This window comes from Streptomyces sp. NPDC001222, from assembly GCF_042896945.1.
In the GTDB taxonomy this organism is placed as follows: Bacteria; Actinomycetota; Actinomycetes; order Streptomycetales; family Streptomycetaceae; genus Streptomyces; species Streptomyces gibsoniae.
In genome coordinates this window covers 43,819-67,543 of record NZ_JBIAXT010000010.1, presented here as the reverse complement: position 1 = coordinate 67,543, position 23,725 = coordinate 43,819, and the positions used below count along the sequence as shown (strand labels likewise).

Below are 23,725 nucleotides of genomic sequence, written 5' to 3'. Positions count from 1 at the left end.
GCCGGAGGGAAAGCGATGGGTAGGACACTCGCGGAGAAGGTCTGGGACGACCACGTCGTCCGGCGCGCCGAGGGCGAGCCCGACCTCCTCTACATCGATCTGCACCTGCTGCACGAGGTGACCAGCCCGCAGGCCTTCGACGGGCTGCGCAAGACCGGCCGCCAGGTGCGCAGGCTCGACCTCACCATCGCGACCGAGGACCACAACACCCCGACCCTCGACATCGACAAGCCCATCGCGGACCCGGTCTCCCGGGCCCAGCTGGAGACGCTGCGCAAGAACTGCGCCGAGTTCGGCGTCCGGCTGCACCCGCTGGGCGACGTCGAGCAGGGTGTCGTGCACGTCGTCGGCCCCCAGCTCGGCCTGACCCAGCCCGGCACGACCGTCGTCTGCGGCGACTCCCACACCTCCACGCACGGCGCCTTCGGCGCGCTGGCGTTCGGCATCGGCACCTCCCAGGTCGAGCATGTGCTCGCCACCCAGACACTGCCGATGGCCCGCCCGAAGACCATGGCCATCACGGTCGACGGCGAGCTGCCCGAGGGCGTCACCGCCAAGGACCTGATCCTGGCGATCATCGCCAGGATCGGCACCGGCGGCGGCCAGGGCTACATCCTGGAGTACCGCGGCTCGGCCATCGAGAAGCTCTCGATGGAGGCCCGGATGACCATCTGCAACATGTCCATCGAGGCCGGTGCCCGCGCGGGCATGATCGCCCCCGACGAGACCACCTTCGCCTACCTCGAGGGCCGCCCGCACGCCCCCGAGGGCGCCGACTGGGACGCCGCGGTCGAGTACTGGAAGACCCTGCGCACCGACGACGACGCGGAATTCGACGCCGAGGTCCGCATCGACGCCGCCGCGCTCTCGCCGTTCGTCACCTGGGGCACCAACCCGGGCCAGGGCGCTCCGCTTTCGGCCGCCGTCCCCGACCCGGCTTCGTACGAGGACGCCTCGGAGCGCTTCGCCGCCGAAAAGGCCCTGGAGTACATGGGATTGGCGGCCGGACAGCCGCTGCGCTCCATCAAGGTGGACACCGTCTTCGTAGGTTCCTGCACCAACGGCCGTATCGAGGACCTGCGGGCCGCGGCCGAGATCCTCAAGGAGCGCAAAGTCGCCGACGGCGTGCGGATGCTGGTCGTCCCGGGCTCCGCGCGCGTGGGCCTGCAGGCCGTCTCCGAGGGCCTGGACGTGGTCTTCAAGGAGGCCGGCGCCGAATGGCGGCACGCGGGCTGTTCGATGTGCCTCGGCATGAACCCCGACCAGCTGGCCCCGGGTGAGCGCTCCGCGTCCACCTCCAACCGCAACTTCGAGGGCAGGCAGGGCAAGGGCGGCCGTACGCACCTGGTCTCGCCGCAGGTCGCCGCCGCGACGGCGGTCCTGGGCCACCTGGCGTCCCCCGCCGACCTGTCCGACGCCGACACTCGTACGCCCGCTGGAGTCTGAGAAGTCATGGAAGCATTCACCACGCACACCGGCCGGGCCGTCCCGCTGCGCCGCAGCAACGTCGACACCGACCAGATCATCCCCGCCCACTGGCTCAAGAAGGTGACCCGCGACGGGTTCGAGGACGGGCTGTTCGAGGCCTGGCGCAAGGACTCCGAGTTCGTGCTGAACCGTCCCGAGCGGCAGGGGGCGACCGTCCTGGTCGCCGGCCCCGACTTCGGCACCGGCTCCTCCCGTGAGCACGCGGTCTGGGCGCTGCAGAACTACGGCTTCAAGGCCGTCATCTCCGCCCGCTTCGCCGATATCTTCCGTGGTAACTCGCTCAAGAACGGCCTGCTCACGGTGGTGCTGGAGCAGAAGATCGTGGACGCGCTGTGGGAGCTCACGGAGCGGGACCCGCAGGCCGAGATCACGGTCGACCTCCAGGCCCGCGAGGTGCGCGCCGAGGGCGTCACCGCGGCCTTCGAGCTGGACGAGAACTCCCGCTGGCGGCTGCTGAACGGCCTGGACGACATCTCCATCACCCTCCAGAACGAGGGCGACATCGCCGCGTACGAGGCGGAGCGCCCCGCGTACAAGCCGCGGACGCTCCAGATCTGATCCCGGGGCCGCCCGCAAGGGCTGGTTTCGGCCACCGCAACACCTGTCTGTACCCCCAATCGTGGACGGTTGGGGGTACAGCCGTTTCCGCCCCCGGACACCCCCGGCGCGCCGCCTTCGTGGGTGCCAACACCGCTGGTTACAAAGGTCATTGCGGGGGTAGCCGTCGCTGGGAGGCACCGGATGCCCCGGTCCCGGGAGGGCCGCCGGGAGGCGGCAGTTGCCCCCAGCGGGGGCGACAACTCGCCCCAGATGGCACAATCTGTGCATGGACAACGACGGCCAACTCGAGCTCTATACGGCGGTCGCGGCCCAACTCAAGGAAGCGCACTCCAAGGTGCGCGCACTGCAAGTCCCGGAGGGCGTACGGATGGCGCTGACCCGGAAGCTGCTGGTCATTACGGCCGCGGCCAAGCACGATCCCGCCGAAGCCGCCAGGCGTCTCAAGCGGTTCACGACCGACCTCGACCAGGGGCGAATCCCCGAAGAGGAACTCTGAGGCGGCCGAGTCGGTTGCGGCACAAGGGTGATTAGCCCGTTTCGTGTTTGATTTGCGGTATATATCTGCCTAACGTGCGAAAAAGCTTGAACACTTTCGTTCTGGCGATGTCTCCGAAGGGGAAGACGTGAACAAGGCGCAGCTCGTAGAAGCGATTGCCGACAAGATGGGCGGTCGCCAGCAGGCCGCCGATGCTGTCGACGCGGTCCTGGACGCCATCGTCCGCGCGGTCGTCGGAGGCGACCGGGTCTCGGTCACCGGCTTCGGTTCGTTCGAGAAGGTGGAGCGTCCTGCCCGGTACGCCCGTAACCCCCAGACGGGCGAGCGGGTTCGGGTCAAGAAGACCTCCGTGCCGCGCTTCCGCGCAGGTCAGGGCTTCAAGGACCTGGTGAGCGGCACCAAGAAGCTGCCGCGCGGAGGCGAGGTCGCCGTGAAGAAGGCGCCCAAGGGCAGCCTGACCGGCGGTGCCGCCGCCACGGTCAAGAAGGCCGCGGCCAAGAAGGTCACCGCGAAGAAGGCCGCCCCCGCGAAGAAGGTGACCGCCAAGAAGGCGGCCCCCGCGAAGAAGACCACGGCGGTGGCGAAGAAGGCCGCCGCGAAGAAGACGACCGCCAAGAAGACCACGGCGGCCGCGAAGAAGACCACGGCCAAGAAGGCCACCGCGAAGAAGGCGGCGGCCAAGAAGGCCCCGGCGAAGAAGGCCCCGGCCAAGAAGTCGACGGCCCGCAAGACCACCGCCAAGAAGACCACCGCCCGCAGGTAACGGGGCGCACGGGCACTCACGCGCCGGGCCGGGCTCCCAGGGGGAGCCCGGCCCGCGGTGTGTTCGGGTGCGCCGGATACCCGGGAGCGCGCTCAGAACGTCTGCAGCGTCACCAGCGTGATCCGCCGGGCCTCGCCCTCACCCTGGGTCTCGATCCGCACTCGCTGTCCCGGGCGCAGCAGCCTGAGCCCGCCCGCGTCGAACGCGGGCGCGTCGAAGGGGACGGGGGTGCCGTCGTCGAGCAGCACCTGGCCGGTGCGGGTCTCGGGGTCGTAGGTGTACGCGGTCGCCTGCATGACCGCAGCCTACCGACCGTCCCCGGCCCGGCCCGGGTCAGTCCACCGGCTGCTCCGGGATCAGCAGCCGGGCCGCCGCCGCAGCCGTGCGCGGGCCCACGCCCAGCGCCAGCGCCGCGCGCAGATCGTCCCCGGTGTCCACGTCCTGCCGTACGGAGTCGACCTCGTCGAGGGCGATTTCCACCGCGCCCGAGGCACGGTGCCGCGCGCGTGAATCCGTACCGAAAGCGGGCAGCAATTCCCGGCCGGGCCCCGCCGCCAGCAACGTCGTACCGATTCCGGCGGCGTCGGGCAGAAAAGCGCGCGGGAATTCGGTGGCCGCTTCCAGGACCCGGGCCAATTCCGGCGGACGCAGTGACGGCAGATCGGCGTTCAGCGCGGCCACGGCGGCGCCGGGCATCGTCTGCCGTACGACCGCCGCCCCATGGGCGAGCGCGGCGTTCAGACCGTCCGCCGGCTCGTCCCCGACGACCCGGGCCCCCAGGGCCGCCAGCTCCCGCGCGGCCAGCGGGTCGCCCGTGACGACCGCCACATCACGCACCGCGGCGCAGGACAGCACCGCGGCCACCGTGTCCTGCGCGAAGGCGAGGGCGAGCCCCGGACGCAGTCCGTCGGCCGCGGTGTCCGAGAGTCTGCTCTTGGCCCGCGCCAAGGCTTTCAGAGGTACGACCACAGTCCACTGCACGAGCGCTCCGTCCCTGTCCTGGCGCGTCCATTGTCACCCGGACCCCGGGAGTGACCGACCGCCTGCCCGGCGGTCGGCGCGTGGAAAAGGTGTGCGAAGCCCCACGCAAGGGCCGTCCCGGGAGACCGGCGGGCGTACGGTGTTCTCGACAGACGGGCGGCCCGGGGCGACACTTGTGCGGCCCACAGCCACAGCCCCAGCCCAGGGCCTGACGTCCAGGTCCCGAGGTCCCTAGAGGAAGGTGTCCGCGTGCCCCGCCGCAGAATCGGCTTCTGGTACCGCTTCGCAGCGGTCCTCTGCAAACCGCCGCTGGTGGCTCTGCTCAAGCGGGACTGGCGCGGAATGGAGAACATTCCGGCCGAAGGCGGATTTATCACGGCGGTGAACCACAATTCACATGTGGACCCGTTCGCCTACGCGCACTACCAGTACAACACCGGGCGCGTTCCTCGTTTCCTCGCCAAGAGCGGTCTTTTCAAGAAGGGATTCGTCGGTGCCACGATGCGCGGCACCGGGCAGATCCCCGTCTACCGCGAGACCACGGACGCCCTCAGCGCCTTCCGGGCCGCGATCGACGCCGTGGAGCGCGGCGAGTGCGTCGCCTTCTACCCGGAGGGCACCCTCACCCGCGACCCGGACGGCTGGCCGATGACCGGCAAGACCGGTGCGGCCCGCGTCGCGCTGCAGACCAAGTGCCCGGTCATCCCCGTCGCCCAGTGGGGGGCCAACGAGCTGCTGCCGCCCTACGCCAAGAAGCCGAACCTCTTCCCGCGCAAGACCCACCACGTGCTCGCGGGCCCGCCCGTGGACCTCACGCGCTTCTACGACAAGGAGATGTCCCCCGAGCTCCTGAAGGAGGCGACGGAGGTCATCATGGCGGCCATCACCCGCCAGCTGGAGGAGCTCCGCGGCGAGAAGGCGCCCGAGAAGCGCTACGACCCGCGTGAGGTGCGCATCCAGCAGCGCCGCCGCAGTGCCGCACAGGAGAAGGCGCGCCAGAAGGAGGGGCAGGGCAAGTGAGCAAGCCGGTCAGGGCGGCCGTGTTCGGGACGGGATCGTGGGGGACGGCCTTCGGCATGGTGCTCGCCGACGCCGGGTGCGAGGTCACCCTGTGGGCACGCCGCGCCGAACTCGTCGAGGCCGTCAACTCCACCCGTACGAACCCGGACTACCTGCCGGGCGTCGAACTGCCCGAGAACCTCCGGGCCACCACGGATGCGGCCGAGGCCGCGCACGAGGCCGACTTCACGATACTCGCGATCCCCTCGCAGACCCTGCGCGGGAACCTCGCCGAGTGGACGCCGCTGCTCGCACCCCACACGATCCTCGTCTCCCTGATGAAGGGCGTCGAACTCGGCTCCGCCATGCGGATGAGCGAGGTCGTCGAGGACGTCGCCAAGGTCGCCCCGGAACGCGTCGCCGTCGTCACCGGCCCCAACCTGGCCCGGGAGATCGCCGCCCGGATGCCGGCCGCCGCCGTGGTCGCCTGCACCGACGAGAGGGTCGCCCAGCGCCTCCAGGCCGTCTGCCACACGCCGTACTTCCGGCCGTACACCAACACCGACGTGGTCGGCTGCGAACTCGGCGGTGCGGTCAAGAACGTCATCGGCCTCGCCGTCGGCATCGCGGACGGCATGGGCCTCGGCGACAACGCCAAGGGCTCGCTCATCACCCGCGGGCTCGCCGAGACCACCCGGCTCGGGCTCGCGATGGGCGCCGACCCGCTGACCTTCTCCGGGCTCGCGGGTCTCGGCGACCTGGTGGCGACCTGCTCCTCGCCGCTGTCGCGCAATCACACCTTCGGCACCAACCTCGGCAAGGGCATGACGCTGGAGGAGACCATCGCGGTCACCCGGCAGACCGCCGAGGGCGTCAAGTCCTGTGAGTCCGTGCTGGATCTGGCCCGCAGGCACGGCGTCGACATGCCCATCACGGAGACGGTCGTCGGCATCGTCCACGAGGGCAAGCCGCCGGTCGTCGCTCTCAAGGAGCTGATGTCGCGCAGCGCGAAGCCCGAACGACGCTGAGCGACCCAGCCCCACGGACGCTGTGTCGGGGCCCTACCACCGGGTACGCTCATCGCGATATGAGCACCGAGAACCTCCCCCAGAGCCCTGGGCAGCCCCCTCGTAAGCCGCGCGTCGCGGTCGTCTGCGGCGGGCGCAGCTCCGAACACGGCATCTCCGTGGTCACGGCCGGTGCCGTGCTGCGCGCCATCGACCGGACCAAGTACGACGTCCTGCCGATCGGCATCACCCGGGACGGCCGTTGGGCGCTCACCGCCGACGAACCCGAGCGGATGGCGATCACCGACCGCCGTACGCCCAGCGTCGAGGAACTCGCCGAGTCGCACGAGGGCGGTGTCGTCCTGCCGGTCGACCCCACCAACCGCGAAGTCGTCTACAGCGAGCCCGGTTCGGTGCCCAAGGCGCTGGGCGAGGTCGACGTGGTCTTCCCGGTGCTGCACGGCCCCTACGGCGAGGACGGCACCCTGCAGGGCCTGCTGGAACTGTCCGGCGTGCCCTATGTGGGCTCGGGTGTCCTCGCCTCCGCCGTCGGCCAGGACAAGGAGTACATGAAGCGCGTGTTCACCTCGTTCGGGCTGGAGGTCGGCCCGTATGTGGTGATCCGCCCGCGCGAGTGGGAGCGCGACCAGGCCGCCGCCCGCAAGAAGATCGTGGACTTCGCCGGTGAGCACGGCTGGCCGCTCTTCGTGAAGCCCGCGCGCGCGGGTTCCTCGATCGGCATCACCAAGGTCGACGACCTCGCCGGGCTGGACGAGGCGATCACCGAGGCCCAGCGGCACGACCCCAAGATCCTCGTGGAGGCCGCGATCCGCGGGCGCGAGATCGAATGCGGTGTGCTGGAGTTCGAGGACGGCCCCCGCGCCTCGGTGCCGGCCGAGATCCCGCCGCCGGACACGCACGCGTACTACGACTTCGACGCCAAGTACATCGACTCGACCCCCGGCATCGTGCCCGCGCCGCTGACCGACGAGCAGACCGCGGAGGTCCAGCGGCTCGCCGTGCAGGCGTTCGAGGCCGCGTCCTGCGAGGGCCTGGTCCGCGCGGACTTCTTCCTCGCCGAGAACGGGAAGTTCGTGATCAACGAGATCAACACCATGCCCGGTTTCACGCCGATCTCGATGTACCCGCAGATGTGGCAGGCGAGCGGCATCAGCTACCCCGAGCTGGTGGACCGCCTGATCCAGGCGGCGCTGAACCGTTCCACCGGTCTGCGCTAGGCCCCGGGGCACGCGCCCGCCCGGGTCTCTCAGTCGGCGATCCCCTCGGGGATCGCCTTCTTCACGGCGGGCGCCAGGCTGACGAGCGGTGCCACCCCGTCACCGGTGTGCGCCTTGGGCAGGCTCACCTCGACATACGCCCGGCGCAGCGTGGTGGTGAAGCGGAACGAGCCGTCGTTCTGCTTCTGGAGCAGCCAGCCGACACCGTCGACCTCCATGCCGTCGGCCTCCGGGTCGTCCATCTCCGCGGGCCGCACCACACCGCAGCGCAGTATGATCGCCGGGCTTCCCCAGCCCGCCGTCAGTGCGGACCGGGGCTCGGGATCGTTCTGTTCGAGGCCGTCGACCTTCCGCGGCAGCACCTTGTCCAGGTTCCGGCACAGCTGTGTGACCTTCGCGTCCGGGCTGGGAACCGCCGCCGAGGGGCTGCCGTGATCTGAGGAACAGCCCGCCGCGGCGATCAGCAGGGCGAGAGCGGGCAGTCCGAGAAGCCGGCGGCGGAAGAACGTCACCGGCCAAGGGTAGACGGGGGCTACAGGTGCACCACCGGGCAGGTCAGGGTGCGAGTGATGCCTTCCACCTGCTGGACCCTCGCGACCACCATGCGGCCCAGCTCGTCGACGGTGTCGGCCTGGGCGCGCACGATGACGTCGTAGGGACCTGTCACGTCCTCGGCCTGGATGACTCCAGGGATCTGCCCGATCGTCTCGGCGACGGTCGACGCCTTGCCGACCTCCGTCTGGATCAGGATGTACGCCTGTACCACGGCACCTCCAGGGCGGCCACGAGGATCATGGGGGGAGAAGGGACGCCACGGTATCGCGTCGCCGCTCGCCGCGGGGAGACCCGCGGAGGCTGCGGCGTGAGTGCCGGGGAACACCCGGCACACAAGTGGACGGTCGACTCGACCGTACCGGCGACGATAGCGGCTCGCGACCGGGCGCGGCAGGCGTGAGAAGGGGATGTACGACGATGAAGGGCACCGTGGGCGAGCTGGGCGAGTTCGGGCTCATCAGAGAGCTCACCGCACGGCTCACCACCACCCCGGCGGTCCGGATCGGCCCCGGCGACGACGCCGCGGTGGTGGCCGCTCCCGACCGCCGGGTGGTGGCGAGCACCGACATCCTCCTGGAGGGCCGGCACTTCCGCCGGGACTGGTCGACGGCGTACGACGTCGGGCGCAAGGCCGCCGCGCAGAACCTGGCGGACATCGCCGCGATGGGCGCCGTGGCCACCGCGCTGCTGCTCGGTCTCGTCGTCCCCGCCGAACTGCCCGTCACCTGGCCCACCGAGCTGATGGACGGGCTCCGCGACGAGTGCCAGGTCGCGGGCGCGGCCGTGGTGGGCGGCGATGTCGTACGCGGCGACACCATCATGATCTCGATCACCGCGCTCGGTGATCTGCGCAACCACGAGCCGGTCACCCGGGCCGGTGCCCAGCCCGGCGACGTGGTCGCCGTCACCGGCTGGCTCGGCTGGTCCGCGGCCGGGCACGCGGTCCTCTCCCGCGGCTTCCGCTCGCCGCGCGCGTTCGTCGAGGCGCACCGGCGCCCCGAGCCGCCGTACCACGCGGGACCTGCCGCCGCCGGGCTCGGCGCCACCGCGATGTGCGACGTGAGCGACGGTCTCATCGCCGACCTCGGGCATATCGCGGAGGCCAGCAAGGTGCGGATCGACATCCGTTCCGGCGCCATCGACATCCCCTCCCAGATGAACGACATCGGGCAGGCCGTGGGCGTCGACCCCATCCAGTGGGTGCTCACGGGCGGCGAGGACCACGCGATCGTGGCGACCTTCCCGCCGGACGTGAAGCTGCCCGCGCGCTGGAAGGTGATCGGCGAGGTGCTCAACCCCTCGGCGCTGCCCCAGGTGACGGTCGACGGAGCCCCGTGGACCAGCAAGGGCGGCTGGGACCACTTCGGGGACATCGAGGCCTAGGGTGTCTGACAATTCGCGCCGGATCAGCGCGCGGCGTCCGGCGCAGGGGGGCACCTCCCGGCGGTAGCCGGGGAGCATCGCAAGGCGGTGGATCCTCCGCGTACCGGACGTACTCGGGTGATCCGGCAACGCGGCGAGGTGCCGCCGTGCCTGGGGCACCTCCCAGCCGGCGCGCTGGGGGAGTCGCGCGCCCGGCGAGAATTGTCAGACACCCCCTGGTGCGGCACCACCGGCCGCCCGCTCCGCGCGGGCGGCCTCAGGCGGGATACGCCGGGAGGTCGATGTCCGTCGCCGCCTTCTCCGTCAGCCGTTTGAAGAACCCGGCGAGAAGACGCGAGGCCAGCAGCCGGTACATCCGGTCCCGGCTGCGGATCCGCCGCTCGGTCGCGGGCGCGAAGAACGGGCCCGCGTTGCCGGAGATCTTCTGGCAGCCCTTGGCGAAGTCCCGGATCCGCGCCTCGTACGCGGCCAGGGCGGTGCGGTGGTCGCCGTGGGCGAGGGCGAGTTCGCCGGCCAGGACGTACGCGGCGACGACCGCCACCCCCGTGCCCATCCCGCCCATCGTGGCGCCGTACCCGGCGTCCCCAAGGAGCACCACACGCCCCTTGACCAGACGGTCGACATGGATCTGGGCGATCGCGTCGAAGTACAGGTCGTCCGCCTCCTCCAGGGCCTTCAGCACCGTGGGCGCCTCCCAGCCCATCCCCGCGAACCGCTCGGCCAGGATCCTCTTCTGGGCGGCGACGTCCCGGCGGTCGTGGGCGAGCGGCTCCGACCGGAAGACCAGCAGCGCGGCCGCGCGGTCCGGGTCGCCGTCGTAGTTGCCGATGACCAGCGCGCGGCCGGGCTCGCTGTACAGCCGCCCGGTGCGGTCGAGCCCCAGGTGGTTGGGGATGCCGAACCCGGCGACGTAGTGGTCCAGGAACCGCAGATGGCGGGACTCGTCCCCGAAGACCAGGCGGCGGGTGTGCGAGTGCAGCCCGTCCGCGGCGACGACCAGGTCGAAGCGGCGGGGCGCGCCCCGCTCGAAGGTCACGTCGACGCCGTCGGGGGTGTCGGTGAGCGTGGCGATCGAGTCGCCGAACACATACTCCACCCGGTCCTTGGTGCGCTCGTACATGATCCGCGCGAGGTCGCCGCGGAAGATCTCCACGTCGCCGCTCATCATCTCGGCCGGCAGGTCCACCCGCGGGGTGCCGTCGGCGCCCACCACGGTCTGCCGGCCCATATGGGTCTGGTGGGCGTGGACGGCGTCCCAGATGCCCATCGCGGTCAGCACCCTGCGGTGCACATGACCGCGGAAGTCGACCGCGAAGCCGCCCTCGCGCAGGGCGGGCGCCTTCTCCACGACGGTGACGCGGGCTCCGTAGCGGGCGAGGTTCAGGGCGGCGGCGGGTCCGGCGACGCTGGCGCCGGAGACGAGGACGGTGAGGTGGCCGAGGTCGGGTGTGTTCGTCATGGGCAAGAGCCTCGGCGGCGGCGCTGACCGTGCTCCTACCGTGCGCTGACCGCGGCTGACCGCAGACGTCGTCCCTGGTCGAAGGCCCCTTCGTACGCTTCGGGGGACAGCCGTGCGCGCGCGGCCCGCTCGGTGCGTACGACATCGGGGTCGCCCGGGAGGGGCGCGCCCCGCAGTGCCGTGGCGGCGCCGAGCAGCTCGGCCGCGCGCTCGGGGGACTCGGCGACCGACGCCAACGCCTCGGCGGTCGCGGCCAGTTCCAGCACCCCCGGACTCTCCGCGGCCAGACCGGCGGCCTGCCCGAACCACTCGCGGGCCTCCTCCGCGCGCTCCTCGGCGGCCGCGTTGCGGCCGAGACCGATCAGGATCCGGACGCTCTCGCCGACGCTGAACCAGCTGGCGGCGCAAGACTGGAGGGCCTTTTCGTACTCCACGCGCGCGTGGGCGGTGTTCCCGGTCAGCCGGGCCAGATCGCCGAGGCCGCGGCGGGCGCTCGCCTCCTTGTCCGGGACACCGACGGCGCGGGCGAGGGTCACCGACTGCTCGAACTGCGCGGCCGCCTCCTCGACGTCGCCCCGGTGCAGCAGCGCGGTCGCCCGGGAGCGCAGCAGATCCGCGGTCTCCTCGGGCGCCTGAAGCTCCCGGACGTGCGCGAGGCCCTCGTCCAACAGCTCCAGCGCCCGCCCGTGGTCGCCGCGCCCGTCGGCGAAGCCGCCCAGCGGGTCGAGGCAGTTGGCCATCCCCCAGCGGTCGCCGGTCGTGCGGAACCCGGCCAGGGCACGGGCGAAGGCGGCCTCGGAGTCGGCGGGGCGGCCCTCGAACTGCGCCTGGTAGGCGAGGCCCAGATCCAGCAGCGCGCGGCCCCATGGGTCGTGTGTGAGCCGGACGACCGGCAGTTCCGTGTCCGAGGCGTCCAACGGGCCTCTCCACAGCGTCCACAGGACCAGCGTGAACGGCAGCCGCAGCGGCCGGTCCAGGGCGCGCATGATCTCCGACGCACGCGCGACGAGGCCGGGTTCGGCCGGGTCGTCGCCGCGTCCGGTGACCGTGTTCATCGCACACAGGGCGTACTCCTCGGCGAGCCCCTCGGGCGGCTCGTCGCCCGCCGCCGCCAGCAGCGCACGGGCGACCTCCACCTGTTCGCCGTGCGGACCACGCAGCCGCCAGAACCAGGACAGTGCGGCCATCAGGCGCAGGCCGTTCCCGGGAGCCGTGGTCACGAGGTGGCGCAGGGCCGCGTCCAGGTTGCCGCGCTCGGCGGTCAGCCGCTCCAGCCAGGTGAGCTGCTCCCCGCCGCGCAGACACGGCTCCGCTCGCTCGGCCAGCCGCAGGAAGTGCGCCGCGTGCGCGTCCCGCAGCCCGTCCCGCTCCCCGGCCGCGACGAGATGCTCGGCGGCGAACGCCCGGATGGTCTCCAGCATCCGGTAGCGCCCGTCGGCCACCTCCAGGAGGGACTTCTCCGCCAGCGACGCCAGGAGGTCCTCCGGGTACGGCACCCCGCACACCTCCTCGATCGCGGGGAGCGTGGCACCGGCCGGGAACACGGACAGCCGCCGGGCGAGCTCCCGCTCCTCGTCGTCCAGCAGCTCCCAGCTCCACTCCACGACCGCGCGCAGGGTGCGGTGCCGGGGCGCCTTGGTGCGGTCGCCCCGGGACAGCAGCCGGAACCGGTCGCCCAGGCGGTCCGCCAGTTCCTCGGGGGTCAGCGTGCGCAGCCGGGCGGCGGCCAGCTCGATGGCCAGCGGCAGCCCGTCGAGCGCGGCGCACACGTCCGCCACGCGCGTGTGCCCGTCGAAGCCGGGGCGTACGGCGCGGGCCCGGTCCAGGAACAGCCGCAGCGCGTGCTCCGGGGGCAGCGGCGGCACCGGGCACAGCACCTCACCGGTGATGCCCAGGGCCTCGCGTCCGGTCGCCAGGATCCGTACGCCGGGGCAGGAGGCGAGGACGAGGGCGGCCCACCGTGCCGCGTCCTGGACGAGGTGCTCGCAGTTGTCGAGCACCAGCAGCAGTTCCCGGTCGTCCAGGACCGCCAGCAGCCGTTCGGCGGGGTCGGCGGCGGGACCGCGGAACCCCTCGCGCGCCCCGAGCGCGGCCAGCACCGCGTACGGGATCCGGGAGCCGTCGGTCAGGGGCGCGAGTTCGACGAACCGGACCTCCGGGGCGTTGGCGTGCTTCCTGGCCCCGGAGGGTGCCGGAGCGCCGCCCCGGCCCTCCGCGTAGGCGCGGGCCGCCTCGGTCGCCAGGCGGGTCTTGCCCGCGCCGCCCGGACCGGTGAGCGTGACCAGGCGGGTGTCGGACGAGGCGAGCAGGGCGTGGATGCGGGCGAGTTCCGGGGCCCGGCCGACGAAGCGGGTCAGCTGGGCGGGCAGCCGCGCGCCCGGGGCGGATCCCCCGCCCCGCAGCAGTTCCTGGTGCAGACCGGACAGCTCGGGCGAGGGATCGGCGCCGAGTTCCTCGGCGAGCGTGCGCCGGGCCTCCTCGTAGACCGTGAGCGCCTCGGCGGACCGTCCGCTCGCGTGCAGGGCCCGCATCAGCAGCGCGTACAGCCGCTCGCTCAGCGGATGGGCGGCGAGCAGCTCACGCAGCTCGGGGACGAGGCGCGGGCCGGCGCCGAGGGCGAGGTCGGCCTCGGCGCGGTCCTGCTCGGCGGACAGCCGAAGCTCCTCGAGGCGGACCCGCCCACCGGGTATGCCGGGCAGATCGGCGAGGGCGGGGCCGCGCCACAGGGCGAGCGCCTCCCGCAGCACGGCCGCAGCCCCGTGGTGGTCGCCGCCCGCCAGAGCCGCGGAGCCCTGGCGGGCGAGCCGCTCGAAGCGGTGGGCGTCCACGGCCTCGGGGGAGACGCAGAGCCGGTATCCGGTGCCGGTCGCCTCGATGCGCGCGTGCGGGGCCAGCCGCCTGCGCAGGCGGGAGATCTGCGACTGGAGCGCGTTGGCCCGGCCTGCGGGCGGCTCGTCGCCGTAGAGGCCGTCGGCGAGACGCTCCGCGGACACGGTCCGGCCGGCGTCGAGGAGCAGCAGCGTCAGCAGCGCGCGGGGGCGGGGGCCGCCCGGGTCGAGGGGAGCGCCGTCCTCGGTGCGGACGTCGAGAGGGCCGAGGATGCCGAAGTGCATGCCCGGGATTCTGACAGGGCGTGCCCGCGTGGGCACAGCAGAAAGCCGGCCCACGTCAGTGGACCGGCTTTGTGCGGCGAACCGGCTGTGGCCGCGCGCTTAACAGGACGTCAGCGCGAGACCTTGCCGGCCTTGATGCACGAGGTGCAAGCGTTCACGCGCTTCGGCGTCCCGCCCACCACGGTACGCACACGCTGGATGTTCGGGTTCCAGCGGCGGGACGTACGGCGGTGCGAGTGCGAGATGTTGTTGCCGAAGCCCGGCCCCTTGCCGCAGACGTCGCAGTTGGCAGCCACGGGTCACTCCAAAGACTTCAGATGCACTTACGGTTGATCCCGGCATGCCGGGATCGAGATCGTAGGATCTGAGTGGCTCTGCCAGGGGATAGCCCGACCTGGATCGGGCAACCGGAGCAGCATACAACGCCTGCTCCCGTAGAACGAAACTACCACGGCCCTCCCGCCCCCCGCCGCGCCCCCGGCTCGGGCCCCGGCGGCCGTCGGCTCCGGGACACGGCCGTGCCGGGCTTCCCGGTGCCAGGCGTGTGCCGGCCCTCTTCCGGGCCGCACGGGCGCTGGGTCTACGCTGCGTCCCACGTCCAGCAGCTCAAGGAGGCGCAGGTGGCGCAGGTGCCGCAGCCATTGGATGCTCTCGCGGTGCGCACCTGGTGCGGTCTCGCGCTCAAGGCGCTGGGACAGGCGCGCGAGGAGATCGACGCGATCAACGTCTATCCCGTGGCCGACGGGGACACCGGCACCAACCTCTATCTCACTGTGGAGTCGGCCGCCGCGGCCGTCGAGGCGGTCTTCGCCGGCTACGAGGCGGGCGGCACCCAGCGGCCGACGCTCGCCGACGCGGTGCGGGCCATGGCGCACGGTGCCCTCATCGGGGCCCGGGGCAACTCGGGGACGATCCTCGCGCAGCTGCTGCGCGGCATGGCCCAGGTGCTCGCCGCCGACGGTGAGACCGCTCACACCGACGCCCAGGGGCTGCGGCTCGCGCTCCGGCGGGCGGCCGACTCCGCCCGGGAGGCCGTCGCCCACCCGGTCGAGGGCACCGTGCTGACCGTCGCCTCGGCCGCCGCCGACGCGGCCACCGGCCCGGAGGCCGGTGCGGAGGAGAACTGCGCCGGCGTCGCCCGGGCCGCGTACGAGGGGGCCCGGGCCGCCCTCGCGGCGACCCCCGGCCAGCTGGCCGTCCTGGAGCGCGCCGGAGTGGTCGACGCGGGCGGCCGGGGGCTGGTGGCGGTGCTCGCGGCACTGGTGGAGACGTTCACGGGGGAGAGCCCACGCGTGGCCGAGGGGCCGGGGCGCGGCACCCACGCGCGCGGGGACGCCCACCCCGGCATGTCCGTCGACGAGTCCCACGCGCGCGTGCACGGCGACGACACCTACGCGCGTGTGCACGGCGATTCCCGGGGCGTCTCCGAGGAGTGCGCCGGAGCCCCGGCGGACGGGGCCGGACCCGCCTACGAGGTGATCTACCTCCTGGAGGCCGACGACGCGGCCGTGACACGGCTGCGGCACCGGCTCGACGCGCTCGGCGACTCCCTGGTCGTGGTCGGCGGGGACGGGCTGTGGAACGTCCATGTGCACGTCGACGACGCGGGCGCCGCCGTCGAGGCGGGCGTCGAGGCCGGACGGCCGTACCGGATCCGGATCACCCACTTCGCCGCCGGGGATGTGCACACCACCCGTACCGGGCGCCCGCCGCGTGAGCCGGTCCAGCGCGCGGTCGTGGCGGTCGTGCCGGGAGAGGGCCTGGCCGTGCTGTACGAGGAGGCCGGCGCGACCACCGTGCTCGCCCGGCCCGGGGAACCGCCGGCGAGCGGGGAGCTGGTGCAGGCGGTACGGCGGGCGCACGCGCGCGAGGTGGTGCTGCTGCCCAACGACGCGGATCTGCGCCACACCGCGGCCGCGGCGGCCGAGCAGGCCCGTACCGAGGGCGTCCGTGTGGCGCTGATCCCGACCCGGTCCGCCGTGCAGGGCATAGCGGCGCTCGCGGTCCACGAGCCGGACCGGCGCTTCGACGAGGACGTCGTGGCGATGACGTCGGCGGCGGGGGCGACCCGGTACGCCGAGGTCACCGTCGCCGAACGGCAGTCCTGGACGATGGCGGGCATCTGCCAGGCCGGGGACGTCCTCGGCCTGATCGACGGCGATGTCGCGGTCATCGGCTCGGACGTCACGGAGACCGCCGACACGGTCCTGGACCGCATGCTCGCGGCGGGCGGCGAGATGGTCACCCTGGTCCTGGGCGACGACGCCCCCGAGTCGGTCGCGACGCACCTGGAGTCCCGGGTGCGCGAGTCGTACCTGGCGGTCGACACCGTGGTCTACCGGGGCGGCCGCCAGGGGCCGCTGCTGCTCATCGGCGTGGAGTGACACCGTCCGGGGCCGCGGCGGTGCATCTCCCCGCGCGGCGCCCCCGGCGGCGGCAGGCGGTACGTGCCGGGTGCCCGTCCGCGACGACGGGCACCCGGCACGGGCGTCACCGCTCCCGCTGCGCCTCGAGGAACTCCAGCAGTCGTTCCGCCTCCGCCCGCCGCGCCCGGGCCGTCTCGGCGTCGCCGTCCACCGCCTCGGGTCCCTCGTACGCCGACAGCACCGCACGCGCGTGTGCCGCCGCCGCGTCGGGACGGCGCAGGTCGGCCTCCAGCCGGCCCGCGGCCAGCTCGGCGCCGGTACGGGCGTCGAGGGCGTCCGGGCCCAGGGCCGCGAAGACCGCGACGGCCTCCGTGGTGTGCCCGAGCGCCTCCACGAAGGCCGCCCGCCGCGCCTCCTCGTCGGCGTCCCCGCCGGCAGAGCGGGCGATCAGCTCGCCGAACTGGCGGTGGGTGTGGCCGAGTTCGGTGGCCAGCCGGACCCGCGCCTCTTCGTCCTCGGGCGAGCCGGACGCACACACCTGGGCCGCCTGCGCCATCAGCTCCCGCGCCGAGTCCGGATCCGCCCGCTCGCGCGCGGCGAGCCAGGCACGGGCCCGCAGGGCACGCACCAGGCCATGGGCGTTGCCGAGGTCTTGCCACAGTTCGGCGGCGCGGGCGTAGGCCCGGTCCGCCTCCGCGGGCAGTTCCGCGTGGCCCAGTGCCTCCGCCGCCAGGTGCGCCAGCATGGCGTGGTCCCGCTGCTCCGGCCAGTGCCGGGCGATCTCCGCGGCCTGCAGCCACCGCTCGGCGGCGGCGCGGTGCTCGCCCAGCTCCGTGTGACAGTCGCCGAGCCACCACTGCGTCTGCACCAGAGCCCCGTCGCCGTGTGTCTCGGCGCTCAGATCGGGCAGTGCCGACTCCAGCACCTCGGCCGCCTCCGCGAACCGGCCCTGCCGCAGCAGCAGGCCGCCCAGCTGGTGCCGCGCCCACGCGCCCAGCGCCGGGCCCTCGCCCGCCTCGTCGGCCCAGTGCGCGGCCTGAAGGGCGTGCTCGGCGGCCTCCGCGAACCGCCCCGACGCGCCCAGCGCCTCCGCCAGCCCGAGGTGCAGCTGCGCCTGCCCGAACGGCTCCAACTGCCCCTGGCCGTGCTCCAGGGCCGCGCGGGCCGCCCGCTCGGCGCTCTCCGCGTCGCCGAGCTGCCGGGCGAGGTGGGCCAGCCGTGCCTCGTGCTCCACCGCGAACCACGGCAGGCCCGCCGCCACATACTCCTCGGCCGCCCGTGCCAGCAGCTCCGCCGCCGCCTCCGCGTCCCCGGCGCGCCCCGCCAGCTCGGCGAGCATGGCCCTGGCCTCCGCGGCCCGGGACGCGAGACGCACCTCGGCCGTGTGCGGTTCGGCGAACGCCAGCAGCTCCCGCACGGCCTCCTCGGCCGCCCCGGTGGCGCTCTCGTCCTCCTCCAGCCGGTGCATCAGGATGCGCGCGCGTCCCACCAGGACGGACGCCGTCTGCCGCACGCCCGTACCGCCCTCCTCGAAGAGGGCGAGGGCCTCCGCGCGCAGCCCGGTGATCTCCTCCAGCGCCCGGTCGGCGTCGCCCGTCAGGGCGCGCACGAACGCGGCACGCGTGCGTGCCGCCAGCGCCTCCCCGGGGTCGCCCGCCGCCGCGTACAGTCCGGCCGCGCGCTCGAAGACCTCGACGCCCTCCGGGCCCCGGGCGATCGCCTCGTGGTCGACGAGTTCCGCACGGTCCCGGGGGTCCAGCTCTTGGCCCTCCGCCGCGCGCGCCACCGCGGCCCACGCCTCCACGGCGTCCGGGTGCAGCACCTCCGACAGCCGCCGCGCCTCGGCGAGCAGGGCCGGAAGGTCCGGCTGCGCGACCGGCACGGGGGGCACCGGCGCCGGCCGCGGAGCCGGGCGGACCGTCCGTACGCCGAGCGGCAGCCGGTCGGCCAGGGGAGAGCGGTCCATCCGCTCCCGGGTGCGCTCACCGACGTAGGCCGTGCCGTTGCGCGCGTCGAAGCGGGCGGCGAGCGCCAGCGCCTCCTCGCGTGCGTGGGCGGCGAGTTCCCGGGCCGTCCACTCCCGGCCCGCCGGTCCCGGCACCGTCTGCTCGCCGAACCCCAGCGCGACCAGCCGGTCCATCAGCAGCGTCACCACGGCCAGGAAGTCCAGCTTGCTGCGCGGCTCCCCGGAGTCCGTGAAGTACTGCGGACGCTCGGCCAGGAGTTCCAGGCCGCGGGCCTCGTTGCCGGTCAGGGCGCAGAACTCCACGTGGTCCGCGTACGAGCCGCGCATGCTCTCCATGCCCCGCACGAGCCGGAACCCGCGCAGATGGTGAGCCCGTGCCTCGTCGAGACGGCCCAGACGCAGCAGCGACAGCAGCGAGGAGGCCAGCACGGCGTGCGGCTCGTGCGCGCACACGTACTCGCCCTCCAGCACCGGCGCCCACAGCTCCAGCGCCCGCTCGTCCTCGCCCGTGCGCGCCTGCCACCACCCCTGGTCGTGCAGCTCGCACGCGTGGCAGTCGGCCATGGTGTCGCGGTCGGCGGCCAGCCACGCGGTGTACGCACGTTCGGCGCGCGCCAGGTCCCCGATGTGCGCGGCGACGCTGAACTCGGCGCTGCGCACGGCGCGTTCGGAGTGCCCGGCCAGCCGGTAGCGGTGCTCCATCTCGCCGAGCCACTTCTCCATGGCGGCGAGCGGGATGTGCGGCTGGCCGAGCATGCCCGCCGACATCCACTTGAAGACCCAGTGCAGCGAGTGGGTCTCGTACTCGTCGAAGTCCTCGGGGCGCTCGTCCCACATGCGCAGCAGACGCGCGAAGGGGACGAACATCTTGTCCTTCTCGGAGCTGTAGTTGTAGACCTTCAGCTGGTGCCCGAGCGCCTCGATCACGGCGAGCGGGATGTTCAGCTTCTCCGCCTCCACGAGCAACTGCTCCGCGCGTGCGTTGCGCGCCGGGCCCTCCGTCTCGTCGTAGTTGTCCGCCATCGCACGGCGCAGTGCGTCGAAGTCCATGACCTGGCTCATCGGGAGCCGCCCTCGGGGAAGTTGGGGTGGGTGGCCCATTCGAGCAGGCCGATGAACGCGCGGTTGAGCAGCGCGGAGTCCGCCGGCCGCAGCGGACGCTGGGCCATCAGCAGGGCCTGTCCGTAGAGGGACTCGGTGGCCGTGCCGATCAGCTCCGCGTCGCCCAGGGAGCCGATCCTGCGGATCAGCGGGTTGAGGTGGTTGAGGACCAGACGCGCACGGGGCGCGCTGCCCCGCAGCGAACCGAGGATTCCCGCCCACAGGTCGTCGGCCTGCTCCTCGGCCTCGGCGCGCGCCTGCTCATGGCGGGCCGACCGGTCGTCCAGATGCAGGGCGGGCACGGACAGGGGATGGAACGCGCGCAGGACGACATCGCAGCCGAGCGGGTCGAGCGTGGCGCGCGCGGCGCTCAGGAAGCCCGCCAGCGCCAGCTCCTCGGCCGGGTCGACCGCGTCCAGATGGGCGGTCACGGTGTCCGCGTCCAGCTCCGCGACCACCGTCCCCGGGCGTGCCGACGGCAGTGCCTCCACCAGCTCGCTGTCATAGGTGTAGCCGCCGTTGACCACGCCGATGCCCTGCGCGGAGGCGATCGGCGCGACCTGGCGGTACTCCTCCACCGACCGGGTGAAGTGCACGACGGGGTGCCGCTGTGCGAACTCCTCCAGGGACAGCCGCCCGTCCGTGGTCTCGAAGGGGAGCCACGGCAGCATCGTGCGCAGCAGCTCCTTGTCGTGCCGGGCGAGCGACTTGACGCCCAGATAGTGCACGGACAGGAAGGCGGCGAGCCGCTCGGGGTCACCGGCCGCGAGTCCCGTCAGCCAGGACCGAATGCGCTCCCCGAGCGCGTCGCGAACGGCCGCCAGGGTCTCGTCCTCGTACAGCGACTCGCGTGAGGCCGTGGGCCGCAGACTGTCCGTGTCGAGCACACAGCGCACGAAGAACGCCCAGTCGGGCAGCAGCTGTTCGGCCCGCTCCGTCAGCAGCATGCCCTTCAGGTGCACCCGGTGGCTGGCCCGCTGTGCCGGGCTGACCGCGCTCGGCAGCACATAGGCGACGCCCCGGACCCCGGCGAGCGGCACGTCCAGGTCGATCGAGTCCAGCGGGGTGAAGCCGAACAGGTCGTGACAGTGGCGCGCCAGGGCCACCCGCCGGCTCGCGGGGGAGGAGTACGCACGGTCCCAGGGCGCCGGCAGGTCCGTGATCGGCTCGTCGCCGACCCGCACGTCGTACGGCAGCAGCGACCCGAAGTCCCGTGCCAGGGACCGCACCCGGTCCGCCGAGAGCCAGTCCCCGGCACCGGGACGCGCCACCAGGTGCACCGTGGTGCCGGGTTCGGGCCGGGCGTCCGGCGGCAGTGTCCGTACGACGTACGACCCGTCGTCGGCGGCCGTCCACTCCACCGGGAGCGCGTCCGGCGTACGGGCGCTGCGGCTGACGACCCGGATGCGCTCGGCGACGACGAAACAGGCCAGCAACCCGATGCCGAACTGCCCGAGGAAGCCGGAGCGGGCCTCCTGGAGCCCTTCGGCCCGCTTGGAGCTGCGCCCGATGGTGGCGAGCAGGCTGTGCACGTCGGACTCGGTGAGCCCGACGCCGGTGTCCTCGACGCGCAGACCGGTCCCGTCCGCGTACAGCCGGACCCGGGCGGGCGCGTCCGGTTGCTCGGCGCGGCGGGCGGTGATCGCGTCCACGGCGTTCTGCAGCAGCTCGCGCAGATAGACCTTGGGACTGGAGTAGAGGTGATGGGAGAGGAGGTCCACCAGACCGCGCAGGTCGACCTGAAACGTATGAGGTGGCTGGGGCGACTGAGGTGCCTGGGATGCCTGTGAGGTCTGGGAGTCCATCGTCACGGCGCCGTGGGTGGGGGACGGTCGACGGCGCGGGGTCGGGCGGTCCCGGTGGGGCGGTGACCGCGGGGCGAGCCGAGAAGGATCGGGTCATCCTAGGCTTGGAGCCACCCCGCTGACCAGCGGATTTGCAAGACGTATACGGCGTTGTCAGTGGTGTGGTGTGCAATGGATCTCGTGCCCGCACCGCAAGAACCGCTGAAGAAGGCGCTCGGCCCCGCCACCGCGAAGGTGATGGCCGAGCACCTCGGCCTGCACACCGTCTCGGACCTCCTCCACCACTACCCGCGCAGATACGAGGAGCGCGGTCAGCTCACCCACCTCGCCGACCTGCCCATGGACGAGCATGTGACGGTGGTCGCCCAGGTCGCCGACGCCCGGCTGCACAGCTTCGCCTCGGCCAAGGCGCCCCGCGGCAAGGGCCAGCGCCTGGAGGTCACGATCACCGACGGCAGCGGCCGCCTCCAACTGGTCTTCTTCGGCAACGGCGTGCACAAGCCCCACAAGGAACTCCTGCCGGGCACACGCGCGCTGTTCGCGGGCAAGGTCTCCGTCTTCAACCGCAGGCTCCAACTGGCCCATCCGGCCTACGAGCTGCTGCGCGGCGAGGACGACGTGGCCGAGACGGTCGACAGCTGGGCGGGCGCCCTCATCCCGATCTACCCGGCCACGGCCAAGCTGGAGTCCTGGAAGATCGCCAAGTCGGTGCAGACGGTCCTGCCGAGCGCCCAGGAGGCGGTCGACCCCCTGCCGGACTCGCTGCGCGCGGGCCGGGGCCTGGTCTCCCTCCCCGAGGCACTCCTCAAGGTCCACCGCCCGCACACCAAGGCGGACATCGCCGAGGCCCGCTCCCGCCTCAAGTGGGACGAGGCTTTCGTCCTCCAGGTCGCCCTGGCCCGCCGCCGGCACGCGGACGGCCAGCTTCCGGCGGTGCCCCGCGTCCCCGCACCGGACGGGCTGCTCACGGCCTTCGACGAGAAGTTGCCCTTCACGCTCACCGACGGCCAGCGGAAGGTCTCCCAGGAGATCTTCGCCGACCTGGCCACCGAGCACCCGATGCACCGCCTGCTCCAGGGCGAGGTCGGCAGCGGCAAGACCCTGGTCGCCCTGCGCGCCATGCTCGCCGTCGTGGACGCGGGCGGCCAGGCCGCCCTGCTCGCGCCCACCGAGGTGCTCGCCCAGCAGCACCACCGCTCGATCGTCGAGATGATGGGGGAGCTGGCCGAGGGCGGGATGCTGGGCGGATCCGAGCAGGGCACCAAGGTGGTGCTGCTCACCGGCTCCATGGGCGCGGCCGGGCGACGGCAGGCGCTGCTCGATCTCGTCACCGGGGAGGCGGGGATCGTGATCGGCACCCATGCCCTGATCGAGGACAAGGTCCAGTTCCACGACCTGGGCCTGGTGGTGGTCGACGAGCAGCACCGGTTCGGGGTGGAGCAGCGCGACGCGCTGCGCGGCAAGGGCAAGCAGCCGCCGCATCTGCTGGTCATGACCGCCACGCCCATCCCCCGGACCGTCGCCATGACGGTCTTCGGCGACCTGGAGACCTCCGTCCTCGACCAGCTCCCGGCCGGGCGCTCGCCGATCGCCAGCCATGTGGTGCCGGCCGCGGACAAACCGCACTTCCTGGCTCGCGCCTGGGAGCGGGTGCGCGAGGAGGTCGCCAAGGGCCATCAGGCCTATGTCGTCTGCCCCCGCATCGGCGACGACGTCGACGAGCCCGGCGACCCGAAGAAGGCCGCGAAGTCACCCGAGGACGAGGCGGAGAAGCGGCCCCCGCTCGCCGTGCTCGACGTGGCCGACCAACTGGCCAAGGGCCCCCTGGCGGGCCTTCGGGTCGAGGTGCTGCACGGCCGGATGCACCCCGACGACAAGGACGCGGTGATGCGCCGGTTCGCCGCCGGCGAGGCCGATGTCCTGGTCGCGACGACGGTCATCGAGGTCGGTGTGAACGTCCCGAACGCCACCGCAATGGTGATCATGGACGCCGACCGCTTCGGGGTCTCGCAGCTCCACCAGCTGCGCGGCCGGGTGGGCCGTGGCTCGGCGCCCGGTCTGTGCCTCCTGGTGAGCGAGATGCCGGAGGCGAGCGCGGCACGGCAGCGGCTGACCGCGGTCGCCTCCACCCTGGACGGCTTCGAGCTCTCGCGCATCGATCTGGAACAGCGCCGTGAGGGCGATGTCCTCGGCCAGGCCCAGTCGGGTGCCCGCACCTCGCTGCGCATGCTCGCGGTCATCGAGGACGAGGAGATCATCGCCGAGGCCCGCCAGGAGGCCACCGCGGTGGTCGCAGCCGACCCGGAGCTGGCACGGCTGCCCGGTCTGCGCACGGCCCTTCAGGCGCTGCTGGACGAGGAGCGGGAGCAGTACCTCGAGAAGGGGTGACGGCAGGGGACAGGACGCGGCGAGCGGGAGCAGAGGCGACCGCGGTGCCCGGGGGG

19 protein-coding genes are annotated in these 23,725 nt (G+C 73.0%); 10 read left to right on the top strand and 9 right to left on the bottom strand.

The genetic code is table 11. The annotated features are described in order from the left end of the window. The first annotated feature begins 15 nt into the window (after window positions 1-15). From leuC to ACFY2Z_RS16155, 4 genes are all read left to right on the top strand, one after another. Window positions 16-1,446 carry a 3-isopropylmalate dehydratase large subunit gene (gene leuC, locus ACFY2Z_RS16170; protein WP_390744800.1) on the top strand — a complete coding sequence of 477 codons (1,431 nt, stop codon included), beginning with the start codon at window positions 16-18 and terminating at the stop codon, window positions 1,444-1,446. Between the two features lie 6 nt (window positions 1,447-1,452). After that, window positions 1,453-2,046 (top strand): 3-isopropylmalate dehydratase small subunit, encoded by a 594-nt coding sequence (gene leuD / locus ACFY2Z_RS16165; RefSeq protein WP_390744799.1) that lies wholly within the window; start codon window positions 1,453-1,455, stop codon window positions 2,044-2,046. Between the two features lie 268 nt (window positions 2,047-2,314). Then, a complete protein-coding gene (locus ACFY2Z_RS16160; RefSeq protein ID WP_311694998.1) occupies window positions 2,315-2,545 on the top strand; it encodes a hypothetical protein in 231 nt (76 codons plus the stop codon). A 127-nt stretch (window positions 2,546-2,672) separates the two neighbouring features. After that, window positions 2,673-3,308, top strand: coding sequence for an HU family DNA-binding protein (locus ACFY2Z_RS16155; protein ID WP_390744798.1), 636 nt, complete (start codon window positions 2,673-2,675; stop codon window positions 3,306-3,308). A gap of 92 nt (window positions 3,309-3,400) precedes the next feature. On the opposite strand, the gene ACFY2Z_RS16150 is transcribed toward ACFY2Z_RS16155, so the two are convergent. Together ACFY2Z_RS16150 and cofC are read right to left on the bottom strand one after the other, a co-directional pair. After that, complete coding sequence (locus ACFY2Z_RS16150) at window positions 3,401-3,604, bottom strand: hypothetical protein (protein ID WP_390744797.1); 204 nt, start codon at window positions 3,602-3,604, stop codon at window positions 3,401-3,403. Window positions 3,605-3,641: 37 nt separating this feature from the next. After that, a complete protein-coding gene (cofC, locus tag ACFY2Z_RS16145) occupies window positions 3,642-4,289 on the bottom strand; it encodes a 2-phospho-L-lactate guanylyltransferase (RefSeq protein ID WP_390744796.1) in 648 nt (215 codons plus the stop codon). Between the two features lie 249 nt (window positions 4,290-4,538). Here cofC and ACFY2Z_RS16140 point away from each other — a divergent pair, with 249 nt between their 5' ends. From ACFY2Z_RS16140 to ACFY2Z_RS16130, 3 genes are read left to right on the top strand one after another with little or no spacing between them, the layout of a single operon-like run. Beyond that, window positions 4,539-5,309, top strand: coding sequence for a lysophospholipid acyltransferase family protein (locus tag ACFY2Z_RS16140; protein ID WP_390744795.1), 771 nt, complete (start codon window positions 4,539-4,541; stop codon window positions 5,307-5,309). Then, window positions 5,306-6,316 carry an NAD(P)H-dependent glycerol-3-phosphate dehydrogenase gene (locus ACFY2Z_RS16135; RefSeq protein ID WP_390744794.1) on the top strand — a complete coding sequence of 337 codons (1,011 nt, stop codon included), beginning with the start codon at window positions 5,306-5,308 and terminating at the stop codon, window positions 6,314-6,316. Before ACFY2Z_RS16140 ends, ACFY2Z_RS16135 begins: the two co-directional genes overlap by 4 nt. Window positions 6,317-6,375: 59 nt before the next feature. Next, window positions 6,376-7,533 (top strand): D-alanine--D-alanine ligase family protein, encoded by a 1,158-nt coding sequence (locus ACFY2Z_RS16130; RefSeq protein ID WP_390744793.1) that lies wholly within the window; start codon window positions 6,376-6,378, stop codon window positions 7,531-7,533. Between the two features lie 29 nt (window positions 7,534-7,562). On the opposite strand, the gene ACFY2Z_RS16125 is transcribed toward ACFY2Z_RS16130, so the two are convergent. Both ACFY2Z_RS16125 and ACFY2Z_RS16120 read right to left on the bottom strand, forming a co-directional pair. Next, window positions 7,563-8,045 carry a DUF3515 domain-containing protein gene (locus ACFY2Z_RS16125; protein WP_390744792.1) on the bottom strand — a complete coding sequence of 161 codons (483 nt, stop codon included), beginning with the start codon at window positions 8,043-8,045 and terminating at the stop codon, window positions 7,563-7,565. A gap of 20 nt (window positions 8,046-8,065) precedes the next feature. Continuing rightward, window positions 8,066-8,299, bottom strand: a complete 234-nt coding sequence (locus tag ACFY2Z_RS16120; RefSeq protein ID WP_311694987.1) for an Lrp/AsnC ligand binding domain-containing protein — start codon at window positions 8,297-8,299, stop codon at window positions 8,066-8,068. Between the two features lie 206 nt (window positions 8,300-8,505). On the opposite strand from ACFY2Z_RS16120, the gene ACFY2Z_RS16115 reads away from it, so the two are divergent. Beyond that, window positions 8,506-9,471 (top strand): thiamine-phosphate kinase, encoded by a 966-nt coding sequence (locus tag ACFY2Z_RS16115; RefSeq protein ID WP_390744791.1) that lies wholly within the window; start codon window positions 8,506-8,508, stop codon window positions 9,469-9,471. Between the two features lie 256 nt (window positions 9,472-9,727). Here ACFY2Z_RS16115 and ACFY2Z_RS16110 read toward each other — a convergent pair whose 3' ends face one another. From ACFY2Z_RS16110 to rpmB, 3 genes are all read right to left on the bottom strand, one after another. After that, on the bottom strand, window positions 9,728-10,930 hold the full coding sequence (locus ACFY2Z_RS16110) for an FAD-dependent monooxygenase (RefSeq protein WP_390744790.1): 1,203 nt from the start codon (window positions 10,928-10,930) through the stop codon (window positions 9,728-9,730). 35 nt (window positions 10,931-10,965) lie between these two features. Further along, the gene (locus ACFY2Z_RS16105; RefSeq protein ID WP_390744789.1) at window positions 10,966-14,043 is read right to left on the bottom strand and encodes a BTAD domain-containing putative transcriptional regulator; all 3,078 of its coding nucleotides are present in this window, start codon (window positions 14,041-14,043) and stop codon (window positions 10,966-10,968) included. 110 nt (window positions 14,044-14,153) lie between these two features. Further along, complete coding sequence (gene rpmB, locus ACFY2Z_RS16100; protein ID WP_003993230.1) at window positions 14,154-14,339, bottom strand: 50S ribosomal protein L28; 186 nt, start codon at window positions 14,337-14,339, stop codon at window positions 14,154-14,156. 324 nt (window positions 14,340-14,663) lie between these two features. Here rpmB and ACFY2Z_RS16095 point away from each other — a divergent pair, with 324 nt between their 5' ends. Then, the gene (locus tag ACFY2Z_RS16095) at window positions 14,664-16,427 is read left to right on the top strand and encodes a DAK2 domain-containing protein (protein ID WP_390744788.1); all 1,764 of its coding nucleotides are present in this window, start codon (window positions 14,664-14,666) and stop codon (window positions 16,425-16,427) included. Between the two features lie 106 nt (window positions 16,428-16,533). On the opposite strand, the gene ACFY2Z_RS16090 is transcribed toward ACFY2Z_RS16095, so the two are convergent. Both ACFY2Z_RS16090 and ACFY2Z_RS16085 read right to left on the bottom strand, forming a co-directional pair. After that, window positions 16,534-19,425: a tetratricopeptide repeat protein gene (locus tag ACFY2Z_RS16090; RefSeq protein ID WP_390744787.1), complete on the bottom strand. Its 2,892-nt coding sequence runs from the start codon at window positions 19,423-19,425 to the stop codon at window positions 16,534-16,536. A gap of 8 nt (window positions 19,426-19,433) precedes the next feature. Next, the gene (locus ACFY2Z_RS16085) at window positions 19,434-21,281 is read right to left on the bottom strand and encodes an HSP90 family protein (RefSeq protein ID WP_390744910.1); all 1,848 of its coding nucleotides are present in this window, start codon (window positions 21,279-21,281) and stop codon (window positions 19,434-19,436) included. A 171-nt stretch (window positions 21,282-21,452) separates the two neighbouring features. Here ACFY2Z_RS16085 and recG point away from each other — a divergent pair, with 171 nt between their 5' ends. Further along, window positions 21,453-23,669, top strand: coding sequence for an ATP-dependent DNA helicase RecG (recG, locus tag ACFY2Z_RS16080; RefSeq protein WP_390744786.1), 2,217 nt, complete (start codon window positions 21,453-21,455; stop codon window positions 23,667-23,669). The last annotated feature ends 56 nt before the right edge of the window (window positions 23,670-23,725 follow it).